Source organism: Marinobacter sp. B-21 (assembly GCF_056857895.1).
Window position 1 is genome coordinate 1 of the sequence record NZ_JBSXNZ010000087.1, and the last position, 22,352, is coordinate 22,352.

The following is a 22,352-nucleotide window of genomic DNA, read 5'->3' on the forward strand; positions in this document are numbered from 1 at the left end:
TCTGACGTAACGGTGTCATGACGGATTCTCCTCTTCTGAAAAGCCCACCTGGGCTCATCAAAAGTATCCGTCAATCCACCTGATCTCGCGGGAAACTCCCCGGCTTACTCGCTACCGCGAAGCGGTTTAGTTCAACAGCAATTAGGCAGCGCGCTTTATCATTGAAGAAATTTGACTGGGTCATTATTACTGCCGGTAAACCATCAATCACGCCACACATAAATCAATGAAACAATAGCTTAGCCAAGCATGGCCATCTCTGCCATGTAATCATTGAGCGCCCGCGATTTGCTCCGCCAATCATACTGGATCAAATGGATGTATGTAAATCAGCAAGTACAGAATAGAGCCGGCCCATCCAATGGCTCAATGTAGCGGTGTCTTTTCGGCCCAGTCTTGATTGGATGTTTTGTTGATGAGGAACTCGACGAAACCCGGCAGGAAAGTCCTTTTCAAGCCTCTTATTGGTGGGCCAACGTAAGGAAGTCTTCACCAACGACCAGCCCATAGCCGAAAGCTTTGAGTGCCAATCGTATTTTTCAGATGGTTGCTTCAGAAGCAGTGTCGAGAGTCTTGCTTCAGAGCCTACGGTATCAACCTCCACCAATGCATAATTCTGGTTTTGATATCTGAACACACGGTAAAGCAAGTATCTTGGGTTGCCATCTGGCAGTCGATATTTCGAGTGACCTTTCAGCGCCGGTAGCGGAATCATTCTTCAGCCACGATTCGGCAACCTTTGATTTCCAACAGGTCGCTCATGGCAATAAATGCTTCAAATTTGTGGGTGAATAGATGTGAATCCTCACTCTGGTCATCAATGCCATCAGAAACACCCGCTGGCAGCTCTCCTCGAACGGTTGGCTCATCAGTACTGACATCCGTTGTGCCGTCAGCCAGATCAACAACGCCTCCCTCTGATTTTCCCTTTCTGGCAGCAGACTTACGTCTGCCATCCGAAGGCTTGCGGGTAGTGTAAGCAGGCTCGGAGAACTCCAATTCTACTTCCGGGACCTCCAGCACGTACTCATCTGCACCGGTAGTTGGCAGCTCGTCATCATTAATCTCCGGTGGGCCATCCGTTCCCCCTCTTTCTGTGGTACTGCCTTTTTTCCCTGCTTTTTGCTCCTTGAATTTCGGATCGAAGAACTCTATCTCTTTCGGGATCTGGCTGCTCAGGTTTGTAAGACTGTGTATTTCATACACGAAAAAAAGCTCAGACTCTTTGGCGTATTGACCTCGCACCTTCATTTTCACGTTTTCTAAAGGCGGGGGATCGAAACGGAACGGCCAGTACCGGCGACCATTTCTAACTTCGCCCTCTGTCAGTTGGTATTGGGCGATGCTTTGAAACGAGTTCCGAACCTTTTTATCCAACAGAAGCCACGCCAGCATTCTGCGTTGGCTGGGGTTACCTCGCACTACCCTAGGCAGTGAGCTACTTGGCAAGATATGGATCTCTGCCCTATTCGGGTTCTCACCCATCTGAACGTCGAATTCCTCGTCTAATCCATTCGGGTTCATTGCTAGGCGAGTCAGGTAGGCAGAATGGAAAAAAAGGGCCCGGGCCATTTCTATTTGTGGCAGGAAAAACTGTGTATCGCCGGCTTCAAAGCTAAAACACCATTGCTGCCGGTCTCCCTGCCTGCGAATGTTTACTATTGGACAGTCGGCTATCCGGCAAGACGACCAGGTGCTGGTACTGTTTATCTTTAAGTCCTTTTCATAACCGGCAACTTTGGAGCCTCCGGCCTTTGTCACATTTAACGCACGCCGCCTCGGTATCAGGCCCAGCTGGGATATGCCAAACTTTTCCTTTTCTTGGGCCGGATCCAGCTTCACCTCGATGTACCAGTTTGGAGTTCGCAGATCACGAACCATTGAGCCAATTTCTTTAACCTGGCTGTTGTCCTTGATTCCCTTGATCGTTGGTGTCTTCTTCGTTCTCTTCGAGGCCATGCAAGTAATCCCGTGCTTGGTCGGTAAGCCGTGTTTCACTTAGCCCGGCGATACGGATCAAACGCCAACGTGGTGGGTACTGAAACTCCTGCTTTAATTCCCACCAAGCGTTTCTCAGCCGCCGTACCTGGTATTCGGGAACGCTTTCGGTATAACGTGCCAGCAGTCGCCGGGTTCGCGGCAACCGATCGAGTGTCTTTTCCAGCGTGGAGAGCTTACCCAGTTGTTTCAGCAAATACGTTTGTGAATGCCGGGGGCCGCGTGGGGCCGCACGCAAAAACCTGAGAATTTCCCGCAGTTTGGTTAAATAATGCCGGTCCCGCTGCCGCCAATCAATTCTCGGTTTTCTTTTAAGAACCTGTGTTCGTGGTTGAGCTTGATTGACCTGCTTCAGCCACAATCGATCGTACCGATACAACCGGGCGTAAAGTGCCGGGGCCGCCACACGGGCCTTTTTCGGTGACCGGTCTGCCAGCATTTTAATCCAGTCGTTCTGATCTGGCGTCAAACCATCTTTAGACCCAATGTGTGCCTTTCCGGTTGACTCTAATGATTCTGGAGGTACGGGCAAGGGCAACTCTCTGACACCCTCAATAACATCGGTAATAGACCAGCACTCAGGGATCAACGCTTGGTGAACAACGATGTGCTGCAGATAGCTAAAGGATTTCCGGTGCTTCCGGAAAATCGCTCGTAGCCAGCAGTAATCCGAATTCCGATCTATTCCCAAACCATATCGGCGCAAAAACCTCGCAGGCCAGTGATCTGAAACAGACTTGGCAATGGCGGCATGGTCAATGTGAGCCTGGCCGCGAATAAAACCAGACTGTTGAGCCAATCGGTGGTAGTGAGAAGACCACTGGTCATAACTCGGTGAAATGGCCGGTCGCTGTTCCAATAGCTCCCTAACCTGAGTCAGAACCATCTTTGATTCGTTACGAGCAGGTTTTTGAGGGAATATCGGACAAGTGGCTGGCGAAGCGTCATGGTAGCGGTGCTGATCGACTAAGGGGCGGGTAATGGCCGTATGTAAGAGTTCGCCGTGCTTCTCACAACAGTCCACTCCGGCTATCTGCCACTCCCGCTTCCAGAAATACTCTCCATAGGTACGTTGTTGCTCTTTGAGGCACCCGGGACAATATCGAACACGGCCAGGCACTTTTACAAGCGATGCAGCGACACCCATCGCCAGGTGGGCCGCACCTCGAGATTTTCCAGCCATCCATGCCAGGCACCGTTTTCGGCGTTCTTCCGGGATAAACGGGGCATACAAGGGGAATAGCGTGTGGCAGTAGGCAATCACTTCAACGCTATAATCAGGGGGCAGCCACCGAGAAATCCTCGACAATTGATTGGGCAAATCCAGCGTTGCAATAACATTGCGGTTGCCATAAATTTCGGTCAGTAATTCCTTGGGGCTGGCAATTCCTTTCCGAATACCTGCCTTGGCCACTGTGCTATATATCAGCTCCTCAGGGTACGGAACCGGGAAGTTCAGCATGGCAGCTAAGCCTGGTTACCAAAACCGAGCCACTCGTCGCTGTTAAAAACCAGACCCGATTGACGCGCGGCATCCAGCATTTCGTCCTCGTTCGCCGCCTGGGAGTGCATAAAGCGCAAATCGTCTGACTCAAGGGTGTGCCATTCTTTCATTTTAATCGATTTGATTTTTTGCTTTCCCGTCACCGGTAGCGTCTTCTCGGAAGACTGGTACCAGTTAAGAATGATGGGCATCAGGTCTTTCAGCTGTAGGTCAGGGTACTCCTCGAACGCTCGTTGAATTAACGGTTCCAAAAGGTCTGATTCATGGCCCATATCAACCAGCAGGTTGTGCAGCCGAATTGCCTGATCGTTGCCGTTGTACTGAACGGATTTCCGGATCTGGTCTTTGCTTGAATCCAGGAGGGTACTGAGCTCCAAAATCTTCTTATCCACATCAGGGATCGTGAGGTCTGAGTATTGGGCTATCTTGCTCGGGTCTCCGGAACGCAGAGCTTCCATCATCGGGTGTATCGGCTTCAGTTCGTCGTGATAAACCTTTTTCATGATATTGGGCGTGATTCGTTCCGTGCCTGTTACAACCGCCCGTATCTGGGACAACACGAACAACTTGATGACGACATCCATGATGCCCTGAGACAAGTCGAACCAAAGATCCCTTAAATCATCCGGCATAGTGTCACTGGCTTTGGTCAGCCACTGGTACTTCCAGAGCTTTTTTGTGAATGCGCCCCATTCGGTTCGATCTACATTTTCTTCAGCTGTGGGCTGGCGCAGGGGTTCCCATAATATGGAGCCAAACCCCGCCCCGCGCCGAGCAGACCTCAGGTCGGTTTCAAAGACAGGTCGAGCCTTTGGTGTTCCGACCATTACCACCGGCACGGAGATCTCGTTTACCAACGTTACGAAGAAGTTCAGCATTTTCTCCGCTCCGCCTGAGGCGCGAACATTCAAGTGCTGAATTTCATCAATGACCAGTAAGCCAATCGCATAGGTGTTTGCCAGCTGCGACATCAACGCAATCATTGTTTCTACGCCGTGGCGTTTTTCTCCGTAGCGCCGGACATAATCTGTTCCTAGAATGGAATCGATTTCCCGGAAAAAGTTATGGCATAGGCTCTTGAGAGCACCATCGTGGGGGCAGTCGATTTTCAGGAAGACAATCTGTGTGAAATTGTGTTCCGGGTGGTGAATCATCTGCGGATACGTTGCCAGAATACGGTTCAGAGAGCTGGTTTTCCCGGAGCCCGAGCACCCGATAAACGCCAAGCTTTTCGCAGTCGACTCAACATGGTCAAACCGGAATGCCTTCAAGTCTCCACTCTTGATGCGCTCATAGCCGTTCTGTAAGTGGGCCGAGAGGTCGCCAGTAGCAATGTTTCGACCCACGTACCCCTGGCGCAGCATGATCGAGATTTTTGCTTCCAGCTCAATATGGCGTGCCAGCGGCTGAAAGAAGCCGTCCAGTAGCTGGGAGATGATATGAACCCGTCTCTGACCGTCCAGATATATTTCGGACGGTCGGAGCTCCGTGGTCTCACTGAGCCCGGCTATGAGCTGTTTACGGTCTGGAATTGGCGGTAAAGCCTCAATCAGTGGATTTCCATGGTATGACGGTATTCCCGTGTCCTGGTAAACAGCAGTTACCATGCCGGAAGGTAAGGTCATTCGTCGTCTCCAAACAGCTCATCCAGTAAATCCGGATAGGCGCCATCGTCGGGTTTGCCATGTAGGTAGGTTACATCAGATTTCGGTTTCCTATTGTCGGGCTGCCGGGCTTTTGTCTGTTCGGCCCTTTGAGCATCTCGCTCTTGCTTGCGATTATCTCGTATGCCCCTGACCGTTTCGGCTTTGGATTGCTGTTTATTGATGGTGGGACGGGAACGCTCGGCGTTTTTGATGGTGTTGCTGACCAGATTTTCCAGGTCCCGTTTACTGATTGTCTCGGCCACTTTTGCGGCGCTCGTGGCTTTTCGCTGTTCTTCCTGGCTGGTCCATAACTCCCACATGGACTTGCCGCGAAACTGGCGTGAGCGATCGGTCAGAGAACACACCCAGTATTCCGAACTGTCTTTTTCCGGGAACAGATAAATATGATCAGCCACTGCAGGATCGTAGGCTGCCTGAAGGTCTGTGACTCTGCGTTCTCCGTTACGGTGGAGCCATCCGGAGGCTAACAACTCCTTCGACGTGTAGTAAGCGCCAAAACAACTAACCCCCAGATCAGAAAGATAGACTTTTTGACGCGGCAACAAAGCAATCCGCAGGGCTTGTTCCGATACGTTCTTCAACCGACCAGTTCGATTCTTTATGCCCCAATTCCAGATATTGAGCGGGGTTAACGCCATATCGTTTGGCATATCCGGATCACGGTCGTACTTCGACAACACGGCATATTGATTTCGGTGAAGAATCGAGGCGACCATGATTTGGGTGAAATCGTCCAGAGTTAGCGTTGCATCCAGCCTGTAGTCCTTTCCGCCCTGCTTTCTAACTTTTGTGCCTGTTACCACACCGGGCGTAAACGGCTTGAATTCTGCTTGGAGGGTTCGGAAATAACGCTCGACAATGCCTTTTGCATCTCCCCGGTATGGCGGGGTGGTCTCAATGCGCACGCCAAATGCTTTTTCCAGGGATTCAATCTGGTGCCCCAGTAATTCCCCACGGTCCGCGAGAATCGCATCTGGCACGCCAACGGTTGGCCACTGCTCTGAAGTAATCTCCGCGCCATAACGGGCACAGAGTTCAGACTTGTCTAACATCGACGTAGACAGTGCATTCATTGCTGTCACATAGGATGGGTTTTCCAAACCGATGTAGAAGCCGGTCACCATGCGGCTAAAAACATCAACCACCACATACAGAGTAGGACGACCGATGACTCGTTGCCGGTCGGCCGATAACAGGTAAACATCGGCAATCGTCGCATCAACTTCATACCTTGAGCCTGGCCCCACCACTCCTGCTGTGGCAGTCCCTATTAAGGGCCGAATATCTTTTTGGTAGGAGATTCTGTTTACTCTAAGGCGAATGCGGTCCGCATTCTCATACTCTCGGTGATAGAAATATCTTATTTGAGCAATTGTTGGATAATCTTCGGGCTGCACATTTGGGTTGGCGGCCTCGAACATGTCGATGAATCGTCTATGGGCGTATGGCAGGGAATGGCCTTTGTCGTTCACATAGTAGCGATCAAGTACCAGACGGAACATCTTTTCGATGGAGGCATCAACGGTAATCCCGGTACCCGGTGAGGTTTTCCGGGGTCGACCCAGTTTCTTCTTGGAAACTTTTTTCTGCCCTTTTCCCCCGGATTTTCGGTAATCCGGCAACAGAGCGTTGGGCATTGCACCGCGCTGCCAGTACTGCCGAAGGTTTTTATAAAGCGATTTCCTGGGTGTGCCAGTTTCATCGCTACGCGACTGAACTAACCGGCCCCTGCCACTACGGTAATAAATTTCTTCATCAGCAAGCAGAGGAGCTATTAATTCATATCGCTGATCCCGAATCACCTGGGCTTTACTGCCTTGTTCGACGATCAGTGCGGCAAGCTCCTGATAGGGATCTTCTACCCGGCGCAGTGATTCATCAAGTATCCATTGTTCGATCTCAGCGGTTCTTACCAACTCCGGCCATGCTTTATCTGAGTCAATATTTATCCAGAGCACATGTTGGTCCGCCAGTGCCAATATGCGATGCCGTTCCTGCTCCAGCTGGAAGACGTCATTGATTCGCAGCATAACTTGCCCTCAGCAGCGCGATGTCCTCAACCACCTGTAAGTCTTGTGATACCAGCTTGATCCAGGGAATGGATATATCAAACGTCAATGCCCTTAAAGCTGCCAGCGCCCGTAATCTTGCGAGCGATGTGCCTGGCTCCAGTGAATAGGAATGGTCAACCATCATGCCGACATCGGATAGCCTGGCATTAGGATTGTTTGCCAACACCTCGACATAGATTGGCAAACTCTGGAATAGGATCTCCAGGCTCTCACTTTGGACCCGGGCCGAGTAAAACAGATCCAGATTTGCCATTACGATAGGAGGCATCTGCTTCTCGGTTATCAGATACCAGGGGATGCCTTTACGTTTCCAATACCGGCGCTCAATTTCCAGTTTTTCGACTGTGCGCGAATCCATGAGGTCGGGCGAGGTTTTCACCTGAACGGCGAATCTCTTTGGCCCGGAAGGCGTGGAAAGGTCAACCACAAAATCGCTGGACATGATCTGATGGTATCCGCCTGCTTCGGGGTGGCGAATATTGGCTTGCTCAGCCACTGAGAGGGTGTCTTCTATTCGGAGAGGAAATTGTTCACGGATGTCGGTGACATCCGGGTTCCATTCAAGTAGCAGGAACGCGGCTAACTCTGTATCTGAGAAGAAATGATGAGTTCGTCCTGTCAGGTGGCCCATCACTCGATGCGAGCGCCCCCTGGAAGATAGATCTCTGACGGTCAGCCATGGATGGTAATCCTTACCGCTGCCTTTACCACGTTCTTCTTTGATCCACTTCTGGGTTTTCTTGTCGAGTTTGTAGTTGGCCATTCCCTATCACTCCCGAGGAGAATAGCCTAACTTTGCCACATAGGCCGCTAGTTACCAACTTTATTATAAAGTTACCAACTCTTTTATGGTGTTACCAACTTTATTATGACCCCACAGGTTGCGCGGGGTGATTACCTGGTGTGTGCAATACCGCAAAACCGTCGTTTTTATCACGTTGGGTTTGCTGGTGATCAGTGCTTTCGGTATGGCAACCCAGGTGCAGAAGCAGTTTTTTCCCAGTTCTGATCGCCCCGAAGTTCTGATCAGCGTCTTTGCTCCACAGGGAAGCGCTATCGCCACCACAGATGAAACTGTCAAACGCCTGGAAGCGATATTGATGGACATGCCGGAGGTGAAAAGCCTTTCCGCTTACATCGGTGCCGGTGCCCCCCGGTTTTTCGTATCTGCCAACCCCGAGCAGCCGGACCCGGCATTTGCCAAGCTGATTGCCATCGGGCAGGACGTTGAAGGGCGCGATCGCATCATCTCGGCGCTGGAAACCAGAATCGCGGTGGGTGAGTTTCCGGAGGCACGAGTGCGGGTAACGCGTTTGCTGTATGGTCCCCCGGTGGCCTGGCCGGTCAGTTTTCGAGTGTTGGGCCCGGAACCCGATCAACTCAGAGAGATCGCGCACCAGATCCGGACTCTTATGACCGGGCATCCGAATATCGTCATGCCGCATCTCGAATGGGATGAGCGCGTACCCACTCTCTATCTTGAGTTGGACCCGGAAAACCTGGGTTGGATCGGCCTGACCCCGGCAGAAGTTGCCCGGCAACTGCAGTTCCAACTTCGCGGAGTGGCCGTCACCGAGCTACGTCAGGGAATAAGGAGCGTTCAACTGGTGGCGCGTAATGCCCGTGGCGAAGTGATGATGCCCGAAGATCTTGAAATCAAGACCCGCGACGGCCGCAAACTTTCCGCACAGCAACTGGGCAAGTGGCAGGTTCGCTATGAGGAGCCCGTTATAAAGCGTTACAACCGTGACCTCTTCCTGGCCGTTCAGGCCGATGTAGAAGGTGCCCAGCCACCGGATGTCACCAAGGAGATCTGGAGTGCGATGACTGGCCTGCGTGAACAGTTGCCGGAGGGTTACCGTATTGAAATCGGCGGTACGGTGGAGCAATCAGCCAAAGCCAATGCGTCCATCCAGACATTACAACCGGTGATGTTGGCGTTGATGCTGATCTTCATCATGCTTCAGATGCGTTCCTTTATCGGCACATTGACCGTTCTGGCCACCGCGCCACTGGGGCTGATTGGCGCTGTGCTGGCTTTGCTGCTGTTTAACCAACCCTTTGGCTTTACCGCGTTGCTGGGACTGATTGGCCTGGGCGGCATCCTGATGCGAAATACCATGATTCTGACCCAACAGGTGCAGGACAACTTCAAAGCAGGGATGGTTGCCCGGGAAGCCGTGGTCGAGGCGGCAGTCCAACGCGCCCGCCCCGTGGTGCTCACTGCCCTGGCGGCCGTTCTGGCGTTTGTACCTCTGACCTTTGACCTGTTCTGGGGGCCGCTGGCTTATGTCCTTATAGGGGGCGTGGCGGTCGGCACTCTGATCACGCTGTTGTTTGTTCCGGCGCTTTATGCACTCTGGTTTCGCTTACAGATAGAAGATTGAAGTAGTCACGGACGTTTACGTGTTGACAGCATAGGCCACTTCTCAAGTTGAGCGGCTGCGCCGCCGGGGCGCAGCGCGATGTGAAGAATCAGGACTCAGTAGAGTCCCTATACCCGGCCATCATTTTCATCATCCAGCCCGGATACTCCTCCGGTATACGGCTCACCTCGTCGAGCGTATTAAGTTCCTCGCCAGACAACCGGATCTGCGCTGCCTGGATATTGGCTTTCAGCTGCTCCGGCCGCTTGGCGCCAACGATAATACTGGATACAGGCTTCTGGTGTAGCAGCCACGCCAGGGCTATTTGGGCTACGGTAACCGGCTCGCCGTCGATCTGCTTTCCGCCGGCAATCTCCCGCATCACCTTGATGACGTCGCTGCCCCGCTCACGGTCGACAGGCGGAAAGTCAAACTTGGCACGCCGGTTTTCCTCGGACACGTCCGGCCCCTCGTATTTACCGGACAGATAACCGCCTGCCAGCGGGCTCCACACCATCAGACCGACGTTCTCAGATTCCAGCATCGGAATAATATCCCGCTCCAGGTCGCGACCTACGAGGGTATAGTGGGCCTGCAGGGATATGATCGGGCACAGGTTGCGGGCCTGGCTGATGCCGATGGCTTTCATCACCTGCCAGGCGGCCCAGTTGGACAGACCCACGTACCGCACATGGCCCTGTCGCACCAGGGTGTTCAGTGCCTCCAGGGTTTCCTCGATCGGGGTGGCCGGGTCAAAACCGTGGATCTGGTACAGGTCGATATAATCCGTTTGCAGGCGCGCCAGGCTCGCCTTGCATTCATTCATGATGTGGCCGCGGGAAGCGCCACGGGCATTGGGGCCCTCGCCCATCGGGCCGAGCACCTTGGTGGCCAGCACGACATCTTCCCGGCGAACGCCGAGGTTCTTCAGGGACTGGCCGACGATGCGCTCGCTGGCGCCGAAACCATAGATGTTGGCGGTATCGATAAAGTTAATCCCCGCTTCCAGGGCGATCTTCACCAGTTCGTCGGCCTGTTCCTGCTGCAACTGGCCGATCAGCCCCCAGATGTCCTCATCACCGCCGAAGGTCATGGTGCCCAGGCACAGTTCGGAGACGAACAGACCCGAGTTGCCCAGCGACTTGTAGCCTGGACGATTGTCATCATTGAACCGCGGTAAACTCTCAGTTGCCATGTTGCACCTCCTCATGCTTTTCGGTTGATGTTCCAGAATTCACTGTAAATACTGCCGGTTTCGGTTTTTTTGCATTCGCTTGTGTTACTCGGCGAAGATGGCCTTATAGAAACGCATGGTGCCATCCCAGGAGCGGGCGGCAGCCGCTTCGTCATAACCCACCGGCATGCCGAACTCCTCGGCGATCCTGTCGGCACCCGGGTTGGTAAATGAGTGCAGCACTCCGGGGAAGCTCACCAGTGTCAGATCGACTTCGGCATCCTGCATCTCTTTGACCAGGCTCGCCACCTGATCCGAGGGGACCAGCTTGTCGGCACCGCCGGTATACACCTGGACCCTGGCTTTTACGGACCCGGGTTCAGCCTGGAGGGGGCTGCCGAGCGCACCGTGGAAGCTGACAACGCCGTCCAGATCGACACCCATGCGCGCCATGTTGAGAACAACGGCACCGCCAAAGCAGTAACCTTGTGCTGCAATTCGGGACCCATCAACACTTTCGTGGTTCTTCAGGATGTCCATCGCCTTCATGAAGCGTGCCTTAACCTGGTCCATGTCCCTGGTGGCTTCCTGCATGAATTTCTGGGCAGTATCGGGATGGTCGGCTTGTTTGCCAGAGCCATACATATCCAGCGCAAACGCTGTATAGCCGGCGGAAGCAAGCCGTTCCGCCTGATTCCGGGCGAATTCATTGTGCCCCCACCATTCATGGACCACCAGAACCCCCGGGCGCTTTTGCCCGAATTCATCATCCCAGGCCATGTAGCCGGTAAAGGTCTCGTCGCCGACTTGATACTCAATGGTTCTGGTTTGCGTTTCTGCCAGTACCTGCGTACTGGCAACAGTGAGTGACAGCGTGGCTGCTGCCAGTGCTGTTTTCAGGGTGCTCATCATCTGTTTGCTCCTTTTCGCTCGTTATGAGTCAATTTGCGTAGCGATTATGTACGGGTAGACATCGACCAAAGCTCACAGGAAATGTCGCCACGTGAGCGAACACGAATTTAATCGCTCGCTCAAAGCGCGATTCCTGTCCCGTCGTTACTGGCAGCGGGCGCGCAGCAGTCGCGTTGCGGCATCAAACACGGCGAGGTCTTCTTCGGTGCGCGCGGCAAGGTGGGCTCCTTCCAGCATCGCCAGGGTCGCCTGCGCTTCATCGGCGGGACCCAGGATGGCCGAGACGGATCCATCCCTGTGCCCCAGCTCAAACGTTGCTGTAATCCACTGCAAGACCATTGCGCGAATGGCGCCGACTCTGGCAATGACAGTGTCGGACAGGCTTTCGCGGCAGGTCGAAAAGGCAACACACAGACACACGGTCTGGCCATCATGTAAGGCCCCGCGGTACAGGGCAATGAGTGCCTTGAGGCGCGCGCCGGCGCTGGCATGGGCTGCATCTATCTCGGTCAGACCCTGCTGCAGACTGGTCTGATAGCGCTCGATCAAGGCTTCGGAGAGCTTCGCCTTGGTGGGGAAATGATAATGGATCGAGGCCTTTCGAATGCCGATGGCCTCAGCCAGATCCGCATAGCTGAACCCGTCAAAGCCCCGTGACCGAACGGTGTGCTCGGCAAGGTCCATCAGGGCTGTTCTGGTATCACGGTTCATGGTTATTCACCTGTTTGCCTTTGCAATCCCGCTATTGCCGGGCCTTATACCCTCGGTGCCCCGGCAAATCGCAGGTGCCCCGTTTTCATCCAGATCTTGGCGCCGCCGTCCCCGGCCGCCACGGACAACCTGTGTCCTTCAGGGAGGCGCAGCCAGTCATGCCTGGCCAGCATCTCGCCATCCCTGGTGACCGAACCTTCGATCACCAGCAGCTCGATTCCGCCGGGCGCCTCAGAGGTCAGTGTCGCCCCCGCATCGAGCTGGCTGTAGGTCACGATCTCACGATCGTCCTCATGCAGCTTTGTGGTGGCAACGCCGCCCACCGGGACCCCCAGCCCGGCCTCCATATTCTTGCTCAACTGGGTCCGGTCGGCCAGGTCGAACTGCCACAGTTTCACAAATATCGTGCAGCCCGTTTCAGAGCCCGGAATATGTGACGTGGTTGGGGGGTTGCGCACATAGCTGCCCGCTGGGAAGTCACCGTGCTCGTCCTGGAACACGCCATCGAGTACGATGAATTCTTCTCCACCGGTGTGGGTATGTGCCGAGAAATGACTCCCCGGCGCATAACGAACGATGGTCGTGGCGCGGGCAACTTCCTCCCCGATCCGGTCCAGCATGCGCCGCTCCACGCCTTTCATGGGCGAGGGCTGCCATTCAATCTGGTCGGAATGCATAACCACCGGTTTGGAGAAATCTGCATTAATCTCCATGATATTCCTCCCTTTTTGGCCTTCATGTTTTCCGCGCTTGCATGAAACCCGAGGGTATCGGATCACCCGGCAATTGAAGGACGGGCTGCGACTTTTGCGCGCCAGGCCTGGAGATTGGTCAGGGACTCGGGAATGTCAACCTTCGCGAAATCCGCAAACCCCAGGCCGGCAAAGGCGGTGATGTCTGCGACCGAGAAGCTGTCGCCTGCGAGAAACTCATTGTCCGCCAGAACGCTGTCAAGGTAGGCCATGGTTGCGCTGGCAATTTCTTTCTGTTTATTACCCCATTCAGCACACTGCCAGGTTTCCAGATCCGGACCAAGCCCCGGGGTCGCGTGATGGAAATAGGCACCCACGGCATTCATCAGACCGTTTTCTGCCCGCAGATTCATCATTGCGATACGGGCACGCTCCGCTGGGGTTGTACCCATAAGGGACGGACCATCAAAGACACCGTCGATATATTCAGTGATGGCATTGCACTGGGCGATGCAGGTGCCGTCGTCAAGTTCCAGCATGGGCACGGTGGCATCCGGGTTTTTCGTCTTGAACGCATCGGAACGGTGCTCCCCGCCCATGACATCGACCGGGACGAATTCCACCTTATTCGTTGCGCCTTTTTCTGCCAGGGCGATGCGAACCCGTAGCGGGTTGGGAAAGCCTTCAGTGTCGTAAATTTTCATTGATTACCTCTGTTGGTCATTAAGCATACGACACGTAATTTACCTATCAGTAGGTAGGTTTGCAAGAGACAAATTGACGAGCCTGCTTTGTTTAGAACCGTTGACAAGGCATTCCAAACGGTGAGAACGGTCCAGGCCCTCCTTTCAGTAACACCGACGGGGGTTGCTCTGACATAGCCAGCGTTTCATTCAGGCCCGGATGAAACCCGAGCCTACTCCTTTGAGTTTATTATGTTTTATTGTCTAGGATTTCAGATTTCAGCTGCTTCAGAAGGTCTCTGGAGCTCTCATAATACAGGGTGTAGAACTGATCCAGATCAGCCAGCTTGGCAAGCGTTTGTTCATTGGTAATGGTTGCCTTGGCTTCGGCAATCACCTCCTTTCTGGCCTCGAGCCGTTTTATCTGCCCTTCCACCAAGGCAGCGTAAGGATGGGGACGAATCGCGAAAAAATCCTGGCGTTCACCCGGCATTGTTCGACGTTCAACAATGCCGAGTCTTTCAAGAAAGCACGTATTCGTACTGACGCTCGCCTTACTGACGCGCAACGTATCCACAAGCTGCGATGAGCTGACGGGACCATCCGACACGATAAGTGTCGCCCAAAGTTGGCCAGCGATGCGGGAAAAGCCTTCAGATTGAGCCTGAAGACCGAGGCGCTCAATAAAACGCCTGTCTGAATCAGTCAGTGTTTGCATAATCAGAAGATTGTAACGAACTCTGCCAACCCCCGCCCAGAGCTCGATACAAATTAACCGTTGACTGCAATTGATCACGCCGCGTTTCCACGAGATCAAGTTCGGTTGTAAACAGGCTTCGTTCAGCGTCCAGCACCTCCAGGTAACTGGACGCGCCCCCCTCAAAGCGCAATCGCGCAAGTTTAGTTGTGCTTCGCAGTGCTGCTACCTGCCGGGCCTGCGCTTCCAAGCGATCTTCGGTACCACGCACCCCGGCCATAGCGTCGAGCACCTCCCGAAACGCCACTTGAATGGCCTGACGATACGCAATCAGGGCCTGGCGTTGACGCGCCTCCGCCTGATTGACCAGTGCCTCGGAACGCCCAAAGTCCAGCAACGGGCCGACTAACGAGCCGCCCAACTGCCAAGTGGATGCGGAGCCCTGGAACAAGTCGCCACCGGAGGCACTTCGCAGGCCCAGCAGGCCCTCAAACGAAATCCTGGGCAGGAACGCCGCCCGGGCAACACCGATTTCGGCGTTGGCCGCTATCAACTCCTGTTCGGCTGCCGCAATGTCAGGTCGGCGGACCATCAGATCCGCCGGCCGGCCGGGACGCTGCCCGGAACATTCATCTCACCAATGGTATCCGCTACGGAAATATCACTCCGTACAATCTGTTGTGGATCTCGCCCCAGAAGCACTGCCAAGGCGTTTCGCTGAAGGGCGTGCTGCTGGCGAAGCCTCGGAAGTTCGGATTCAGCGGCTGCAAGCTCGGCTTCAGCCTGCCGCAGGACCAACTCGCTAACCTCGCCTCCTTCGGACCGGGCCCGTTGCAGGGCGACCGATTCGCGGCGGGATGACACGGTGCGTTCGGTGATGTCGATCTGACGATCAAGCGCACGCAAATTGAAGTAACCATTGGCTACCTCACCAATCACGGCTAGTCGCACGGCCTCGCGATTCGCTGCACTGGCCAGGAGACGTGCCCGGGCTGCTTCGCTGGCATTCGCAAGCCGCCCCCAAAGATCCAGCTCGTACGATAGCACCCCACCGACCTGGATATCGTTGAAGGGTTGACCACCACCAGCGCTGTTGACCACCTCATCACTCGGCCCCTGGCGCACCGCAGAGCCCTCTACCTCCAGAAGCGGATATTGTTCCGCCTGCTGCCCGGTAAGGCGCGCCCGTGCTTCGGCGACCCTGGCAGCAGCAAGTTGCAGGTCGCTGTTGGCACCAAGCGCCTCTTCAACAAGGGTGACAAGCGCCGGATCGCCAAAGCCACGCCACCAATCCAGGGGGAGTTTCTCGTCCGCCGAAAGTCGTGCGGAAGACCAGTTTTCCGGCACCGACGGCTCGGGTTTCTCAACAGTCGGCGCGAGTGAGCAGCCACCAAGTGACAACGCAATCACAGTGGCCAGCAATACCTTAACGATCATCAGCCACACCTCCGTCTGCACGTCCGGGAGCGGCCGCAGCCGAGGCATCCTGGTCTCTGGAGCCACTCAGAAAATCCGTGATACGGCGGACCACCACATAGAACAGTGGAATAAAGAACGTCGCCAGTATCGTTGCCGAAATCATGCCGCCGAGAACCGCCGTTCCTATCGCAATACGCGTGGTTGCCCCGGCTCCACTGGCGAAAGCAAGCGGCAACACACCCATGCCGAAAGCAACCGATGTCATCAGAATCGGCCTCAAGCGCACTCGCGCCGCTTCCTTGGTTGCCTCAATCAGCTTCATTCCCTGCTCCTCGAGTGTTCGGGCGAACTCCACCAGAAGTATAGCGTTGCGCGCAGTCACACCAACGGTGGTCAGAATGCCAACCTGGAAGAAGACGTCGTTAGGAAGCCCGCGAACCATCGCTGCAAGTACCGCCCCGAGTACGCCCAAGGGCACCGCCAGCATCACGGAAATGGGTATGGTCCAACTTTCGTAGAGCGCGGCGAGCGCCAGAAACACCACCAGTGCCGACAGCGCGTAAAGCAGGGATGCCTGGGCACCAGCCTGGCGCTCCTGATAGGACAGGCCGCTCCAGGCGCCGGCCACACCGTCCGGGAGTTGAGCGATCAAACGTTCGACCTCCGCCATGGCCTCACCGGTACTGTACCCCGGTGCCGGCTCACCCTGAATCTGGCGGGACGGAACACCGTTGAAACGCTCAAGGCGCGGTGAGCCATACTCCCAGCGTCCGTTCGTCACTTCGCTCAACGGGGTCATCTCTCCATCAGCGGCTCGCAGATACCACGCCTCAAAATCCTCAGGCAGCATCCGGAAAGGGGCATCACCCTGAACATAGACTCGCTTGACCCGCCCCTCATGGAGAAAATCGTTAACGTATTGCGAGCCCCAGGTCACCGACAGAAGTCGACTGATCTCGGACAACTCTATGCCAAGGGCCTGTGCCTTTTCGTGATCAATGTCCACTTTGTAGCGGGGATTGTCCGCCAAACCGTTGGGACGCACACTCGTCAGCACGGGGCTTTCGGCCGCCAACTGCAGCAATTGACCTTGCGCTGCCATGAGTGCTTCATGCCCGATGGCACCCCGATCCTGTAAACGCAATTCAAAGCCCAGGGCCTGCCCCAATTCCGGTATCGGTGGCAAATTGAAAGCAAAAGCCCGCCCATCACGCACCAGCCCGGCAAGCGCCCGGTTCGCCCGCTGAATGATCGCGTCGGCGCTTTGCGTCTCGGGATCGCGCTCACTCCATGGCTTGAGATTGACGAACGCCAGTCCCGCGTTCTGCGCCCGGCCAGCGAAGCTGAAACCAGCGATTGTGAAGAGGCCCTTCACCTCATCCTGCTCCATGAAGTAATCTTCGATAACCTCAATGGTATCGATTGTGCGCTGCTGGGTCGCACCGGCGGGCAACTGATACTGCACCACGGCGAACCCCTGGTCTTCCGCGGGCAGGAACCCGCCGGGCAACCGCACAAAGAGAACGGCCACCAGGACGACGATGCCCAGGAACGCCAATGTGTAGAGCCAGGCGTGGCGCGCCGTATGGCCAACCAGCCGGACATAGCCCCGGGTCAGTCGCCCCAGGCCTGCCTCAAACCAGCCGAACAGTTTTTGCAGCAAGGTTCTTTCGTGCGTGGGCTTGAGGATCCGACCACACAGCATGGGGCTCAGAATCAGAGCCACCAGCACCGAAAGCACCATGGCACCAGCAATACTCAGGGAAAACTGCCGATAGATTGCCCCGGTGGAGCCCGGAAAGAAGGCCATCGGGATAAACACCGCAGACAACACCACGCCGATGCCAATCAGCGCGCTGGCTATCTGCCCCATGGACTTGCGCGTCGCCTCCATCGGGCTCAGGCCGTCCTCATGCATCACGCGCTCGACGTTCTCCACCACCACGATGGCGTCATCCACCAGAAGGCCGATTGCCAATACGAGACCGAAGAGAGTGAGCATGTTGATGGAAAAGCCGAAGGCCGCCATGATCGCAAAGGTGCCCAGCAGCACCACCGGGATTGCGATCGCTGGTATCAGGGTAGCCCGCCAACTCTGGAGAAATACGAGCATGACCAGGACCACCAGGGCGATTGCCTCGATGATGGTTGTGACCACCGCGTCGATGGAGGCCTCCACGAAAGGGGCCGTCTGGTAGGGGTACCGAATCTCCACCCCTTCGGGAAAATAGGGCTCGAGCTCCTGGAGCCGCGCTTTAACAGCCTCTGTGACCGCAAGCGAGTTGGCACCCGGCGCCAGATTGATGCCAAGGCCGGCAGCCGGCTCGCCATCGTAGAAAGTGTCAATCTGGACTGCACCGCCGCCCAGCTCAACGCGGGCAACATCCCCCAGGCGCACCCGGGACCCGTCGGGCATACTCTTGAGCAGGATGTTGCGGAACTCTTCGGTTGAGGTGAGCAAGGTCTGGGCGGTGACCGTGGCATTGAGCTGCTGGCCCTCGACTGCGGGCAGCCCGCCGAGCTGACCGGCGGTGACCTGGGCGTTTTGCGCCTCGATGGCGGCGCTCACGTCGGCGACGGTCAGGCCGTAATTGGTCAACGCCGAAGGGTCCAGCCAAATCCGCATCGCATATTCAGAGCCGAAAACCTGCACACTGCCGATACCGGTTACCCGTCCGATGGGTTCGGCTAACTCGGAGCTGATAAAATCGGCGATATCCAGCTTGCTGAGACGACCGTCGGTAGAGACGAATGCCATTACCATCAGAAAGCTGGTGCTGGATTTCTCGACGCTGATCCCCTGCTGGCGCACCACTTCCGGGAGTCGGGGTTCCGCCAGTTTGAGCTTGTTCTGTACCTGGACCTGGGCAATGTCCGGATCGGTGCCCGCCGCAAAGGTGAGAGTAACCGTAGCGTGGCCTGAGGAATCCGCTGTCGACCCCATATAGAGCAGATTGTCGAGGCCCGTCATCTCTTGTTCAATGACCTGAACCACCGTATTGGACACGGTGTCCGCCGAGGCGCCAGGATAATCGGCCTGAATTTCCACCGCCGGCGGTGCCACCGACGGATACCGCTGGACCGGCAAAACGAAGATCGCCATGATACCCGCCAGCATGGCGACAATGGCCAGAACCCAGGAAAAAACGGGCCTGGAAATAAAGAAATTAATCATTGCGCGGTGCCCTCGTCGTCGGAGGCGTTCTTCTTCGGATTATTCGTGCCACTGGCTTGCTGGTTTTGGGGGGGATGTAATGGAATATCTGCGGCAACCGGCTTCACCTTGGCTCCTGGCCTAACCTTTTGCAGGCCGGAGACAATGAGGCGATCCCCCGGTTCCAGCCCCTTTTCCACCAGCCAGAAAGCGCCAATGGCCCGCTCTGCCTCTAACTGGCGGGCGACAACTTCACCCTCCGGGTTGACCAGCAACGCGGTGGCCTCTCCTTGCGGGTTACGGCTCACGCCCTGCTGCGGCGCCAGAATGGCGTTCTCCCGAATTCCCTCACTCAGACGAACGCGCACGTACATTCCTGGCAGGAGATCTTCGTCCGGATTGGGAAAAACGGCTCTCACAGTGACGGAACTCGTGCTTTGGTTGACGGTAACATCCGTAACGTCAACGCGACCTCTGTGGGGATAGACGGTACCGTCTTCGCGCAACAAAACAGTCTCGGCTTCATTTGGGCCGGCCTCAGAAGCAGCGCCCTCCTTCAGAGACGACCGAATTCGAGCCAGTTTTTCGACCGGTAGCTGAATATCGACATACATGGGATCAAGCTGCACCACGCGCGCCAGGACCTGGGGCTGATTGGCGGTCACCAGCGCACCCTCCGTGTACAGTGTCGGGCCAATGCGCCCGGCGATGGGAGCCTTGACCTCGGTATACGCCAGCTCGATACCCGCCGTTTCGAGCATCGCCTGGGATCGGGAGACATCCGCCCGGGCTGCCTCCAAGGCCGATAGCGCTTCATCACGTTGACGCTTGCTGACCGCATTCTTCTCAAACAAGTCTGACGTACGTGCCCACTCCCGCTGCGCCTGTCGCAATTCGGCCTGTGCGCGCTCCAGTTCTGCCTGGGCCCGCTGATGGGCAGCACGGTATCGGTTGGGGTCGATCTGGTAGAGGACCTCACCTGCTTTGACCTGGGCGCCCTGTTCAAACAAGCGCTCCTGCAAAATGCCCGTGACTTGCGGCCTCACTTCCGAGATACGGTAAGCGGCGGTTCTGCCCGGCAGTTCCATTGAAAGATTCACACGCTGCGGCTGCACCTCAACAACGCCGACTTCTGGAGGCGGCGGCGCAGACCGTTCAGCCTTTGTCTGACCGGAGGAGTTGTCACAACCAGCCAGCAAAAGAACCGCCAACCACATGGGCAGCATGCGGGCCCCAAATAGACGCACCATCAAATTCTTCTCTGTTTCCATATAACTAACCTCTGAATGGGCCAAAGACTCAAAAACCGTTCGATCCATGCCTTCGTTTATAACCAGGTAGACAGAACGATCGATCCAAACTGATCGACGCCGTCCTTTTCCTCAAATTCTTCGCTTCGCCACAGGTAGGTGTAAGCGATCTGCCAGCGATCCCAGGTCAATGCCGCACCCACCTGGGCGTCGCCAACCCATTCGCGACTATCAACGGAGTGGCTGTCCTCGAAACTGTTGCCGTCGAGCAGCAGGTTGTGTGCCATATAGCGCCCTTCAACGGCAGCGAAGACGTACCAGCTAAAGCCCTGATCCCGCCGAAAAGAGGATTGCCCGCCTTGTGCAGGAGCGACTGACGGAATGCCGAAACTACGATCAAGCCCCTCTCCCAAACGAAACCCCAGGCCGCCGGAAGCGTAGGTATACAGGTTGCCGAGCGCAAACCCGGCAGACGGCCCATATTCAATGGTCAGACCAGAGAAGTTTTGCTTCATAAACCAGGCACGTTCATAACCGAAATTGATAACTGGCTCGTTATCAAGCTGGTTATCCCAACCCCTCGGCTTGTCTGCCGCAATAAGTTCATGGAAATTTCGTTGACCCACCTCAGCGCCGGAGGCCGGGCCTACGATGCCCACGTCGATATGCAGGCTATCTGCCAAACGCAAACCACCGTGTTCCCTTTCGCTTAGTAGCGAAATCCCACCAAACAAAAGGCCGGCATAGGGACGATCATCTTTAATAAGCGCTTCAACCTCTATATCTTCCGGCGTATACATCTGTTGTCCTAGCCGATATGTTGCGCCGGCAAGACTACTGCCAGACCAGCCGGGAATAACGTCCGCAAGACGGCGGCTCCAATGTCGATCAGGGGGCTCAAAAGCCCAGATCACCTCTACGCCGTTGGTATATTGACCATCGCCGCCGGCGGAAAACGCATCGTTTTCTACTTTCAGGGACAGCAGGCCTTCAGCGGAAGCTGATGTCACAAGAGAACCCAGCAACAGACCTGAGCACCAATTCCGGTAACGCTTTCTGCAACATCCAGATTTCACTGAAGATTCCTCTGCCAAAGCTGGGTTGAACCGGATGTAAAAGAACTTGCTCCCGGATGCTGACATACCTTCCGTACGGCGACTTTTTGGTCGCCGGCCAGAAATGATGAGACGGCTGTCCGCACAACTTGTTCAATCTGTTCAGTATAAACTAAACGTAACACAAGTAATGATTGACAGCTAGCCGTGATGGAACTGTCCTGTGCCGGTGGAATGTGCGGAACGCTCCAGTTCTAATCTTGTCGCTCGCGCCTGAAAAATGTTTCGGGTTCAGGTATTTTTGAGGTTGGCAGAATTTTCCATAACCCGCTCAAAAACACGCAGGGCGACTTCCAGGTCGGTATTTTCAATGCCTTTCAGCATCTCCTCTCGCAAGACATTCGCCCGCTCATTCAGTTCGCTCATAAAGCGCTCACCGGCATTGGTGAGATAAAGCCGCCGGGCACGCCGATCAAGCTTGCAGAGCCGGCATTCGATCAGGCCCTGTTCCTCGAGGCCGTCAAGCAGGCGGACTAGTGTTGGGTTCTCAATGGCCATCAGGCGGGCTAGCTCCCGCTGGGTTAGCCCTTCACCACCGCGCTGCAAGTAGACCATGGTAGACCAGCGCGCCTGGGTGACATTCAGGTCTTTCAGGCGCTCATCCAACAACTTGCGCCAGCGTCTTGCTACCCGGGCATTGGCGAAAGGAAACTGTTCTCGAGGAGTTTGCGGGGCCATGTCACTGTCCTGCTATTGATGATTCGATAACAGTAAATCGTAAGCTAAACATATAGACAAGCGTCAGTTACACATTAGCCAAGTTTGCGCCAGATTAATATGCAACATCACGCGGATGCCGAGGCCAGCTAAGGAGCTTCTCCTTCCAGTGAGACAGGTAACTCCTCGCTTCTTCAGAGACAGGAGGCGTTCAACGTATTGTCGCCCTGGCAGACACCCTTGCTGTCTGTCGTGACCGGCGACCGGCTTTTAAAAAGCTG

General features: G+C 55.4%; 18 protein-coding genes and 1 pseudogene. 1 reads left to right on the forward strand and 18 read right to left on the reverse strand.

What is annotated here, in order from left to right:
• Window positions 1-310: 310 nt before the first annotated feature.
• The 6 genes from AC13C0_RS17480 to AC13C0_RS17505 are packed head-to-tail and all read right to left on the reverse strand — an operon-like array spanning window position 311 to window position 8,004.
• Window positions 311-715: a Tn7-like element transposition protein TnsE gene (locus tag AC13C0_RS17480; RefSeq protein ID WP_181049707.1), complete on the reverse strand. Its 405-nt coding sequence runs from the start codon at window positions 713-715 to the stop codon at window positions 311-313.
• A complete protein-coding gene (locus tag AC13C0_RS17485; RefSeq protein WP_146082712.1) occupies window positions 712-1,959 on the reverse strand; it encodes a transcriptional antiterminator in 1,248 nt (415 codons plus the stop codon). Before AC13C0_RS17485 ends, AC13C0_RS17480 begins: the two co-directional genes overlap by 4 nt.
• Window positions 1,895-3,460 carry a TnsD family Tn7-like transposition protein gene (locus AC13C0_RS17490; RefSeq protein WP_482954779.1) on the reverse strand — a complete coding sequence of 522 codons (1,566 nt, stop codon included), beginning with the start codon at window positions 3,458-3,460 and terminating at the stop codon, window positions 1,895-1,897. Before AC13C0_RS17490 ends, AC13C0_RS17485 begins: the two co-directional genes overlap by 65 nt.
• Before the next feature lie 5 nt (window positions 3,461-3,465).
• Window positions 3,466-5,127, reverse strand: a complete 1,662-nt coding sequence (locus AC13C0_RS17495) for an AAA family ATPase (RefSeq protein ID WP_091704491.1) — start codon at window positions 5,125-5,127, stop codon at window positions 3,466-3,468.
• Complete coding sequence (locus tag AC13C0_RS17500; RefSeq protein WP_091704494.1) at window positions 5,124-7,199, reverse strand: integrase catalytic domain-containing protein; 2,076 nt, start codon at window positions 7,197-7,199, stop codon at window positions 5,124-5,126. Before AC13C0_RS17500 ends, AC13C0_RS17495 begins: the two co-directional genes overlap by 4 nt.
• Window positions 7,183-8,004, reverse strand: coding sequence for a TnsA endonuclease N-terminal domain-containing protein (locus tag AC13C0_RS17505; protein ID WP_482954780.1), 822 nt, complete (start codon window positions 8,002-8,004; stop codon window positions 7,183-7,185). The genes AC13C0_RS17500 and AC13C0_RS17505 overlap by 17 nt, the downstream gene beginning before the upstream one ends.
• A gap of 115 nt (window positions 8,005-8,119) precedes the next feature.
• Here AC13C0_RS17505 and AC13C0_RS17510 point away from each other — a divergent pair.
• A pseudogene (locus AC13C0_RS17510) lies at window positions 8,120-9,628 on the forward strand (efflux RND transporter permease subunit); the annotation flags it as partial.
• A gap of 88 nt (window positions 9,629-9,716) precedes the next feature.
• Here AC13C0_RS17510 and AC13C0_RS17515 read toward each other — a convergent pair.
• The 12 genes from AC13C0_RS17515 to AC13C0_RS17570 form a co-directional block, all read right to left on the reverse strand.
• Window positions 9,717-10,802, reverse strand: coding sequence for an aldo/keto reductase (locus AC13C0_RS17515; RefSeq protein ID WP_104425591.1), 1,086 nt, complete (start codon window positions 10,800-10,802; stop codon window positions 9,717-9,719).
• A gap of 84 nt (window positions 10,803-10,886) precedes the next feature.
• Window positions 10,887-11,693, reverse strand: coding sequence for a dienelactone hydrolase family protein (locus AC13C0_RS17520; protein ID WP_482954781.1), 807 nt, complete (start codon window positions 11,691-11,693; stop codon window positions 10,887-10,889).
• A gap of 144 nt (window positions 11,694-11,837) precedes the next feature.
• A complete protein-coding gene (locus tag AC13C0_RS17525) occupies window positions 11,838-12,404 on the reverse strand; it encodes a TetR/AcrR family transcriptional regulator (RefSeq protein WP_104417608.1) in 567 nt (188 codons plus the stop codon).
• Window positions 12,405-12,448: 44 nt separating this feature from the next.
• Window positions 12,449-13,117: a cupin domain-containing protein gene (locus tag AC13C0_RS17530; RefSeq protein ID WP_104417609.1), complete on the reverse strand. Its 669-nt coding sequence runs from the start codon at window positions 13,115-13,117 to the stop codon at window positions 12,449-12,451.
• Between the two features lie 62 nt (window positions 13,118-13,179).
• Window positions 13,180-13,800: a glutathione S-transferase family protein gene (locus tag AC13C0_RS17535; RefSeq protein WP_104417610.1), complete on the reverse strand. Its 621-nt coding sequence runs from the start codon at window positions 13,798-13,800 to the stop codon at window positions 13,180-13,182.
• Window positions 13,801-14,029: 229 nt separating this feature from the next.
• Window positions 14,030-14,497 (reverse strand): GbsR/MarR family transcriptional regulator, encoded by a 468-nt coding sequence (locus AC13C0_RS17540; protein ID WP_104417611.1) that lies wholly within the window; start codon window positions 14,495-14,497, stop codon window positions 14,030-14,032.
• Window positions 14,481-15,068: a TolC family protein gene (locus AC13C0_RS17545; protein ID WP_482954782.1), complete on the reverse strand. Its 588-nt coding sequence runs from the start codon at window positions 15,066-15,068 to the stop codon at window positions 14,481-14,483. The genes AC13C0_RS17540 and AC13C0_RS17545 overlap by 17 nt, the downstream gene beginning before the upstream one ends.
• Window positions 15,068-15,913, reverse strand: a complete 846-nt coding sequence (locus AC13C0_RS17550) for a TolC family protein (protein WP_482954783.1) — start codon at window positions 15,911-15,913, stop codon at window positions 15,068-15,070. The genes AC13C0_RS17545 and AC13C0_RS17550 overlap by 1 nt, the downstream gene beginning before the upstream one ends.
• Window positions 15,903-19,070 carry an efflux RND transporter permease subunit gene (locus AC13C0_RS17555; protein WP_482954784.1) on the reverse strand — a complete coding sequence of 1,056 codons (3,168 nt, stop codon included), beginning with the start codon at window positions 19,068-19,070 and terminating at the stop codon, window positions 15,903-15,905. Before AC13C0_RS17555 ends, AC13C0_RS17550 begins: the two co-directional genes overlap by 11 nt.
• Window positions 19,067-20,320 (reverse strand): efflux RND transporter periplasmic adaptor subunit, encoded by a 1,254-nt coding sequence (locus tag AC13C0_RS17560; RefSeq protein ID WP_482954785.1) that lies wholly within the window; start codon window positions 20,318-20,320, stop codon window positions 19,067-19,069. Before AC13C0_RS17560 ends, AC13C0_RS17555 begins: the two co-directional genes overlap by 4 nt.
• A 56-nt stretch (window positions 20,321-20,376) precedes the next feature.
• Window positions 20,377-21,441 (reverse strand): lipid A deacylase LpxR family protein, encoded by a 1,065-nt coding sequence (locus AC13C0_RS17565; RefSeq protein ID WP_482954786.1) that lies wholly within the window; start codon window positions 21,439-21,441, stop codon window positions 20,377-20,379.
• A gap of 204 nt (window positions 21,442-21,645) precedes the next feature.
• Window positions 21,646-22,092 carry a MarR family transcriptional regulator gene (locus tag AC13C0_RS17570; RefSeq protein ID WP_104416572.1) on the reverse strand — a complete coding sequence of 149 codons (447 nt, stop codon included), beginning with the start codon at window positions 22,090-22,092 and terminating at the stop codon, window positions 21,646-21,648.
• Window positions 22,093-22,352 lie beyond the last annotated feature (260 nt).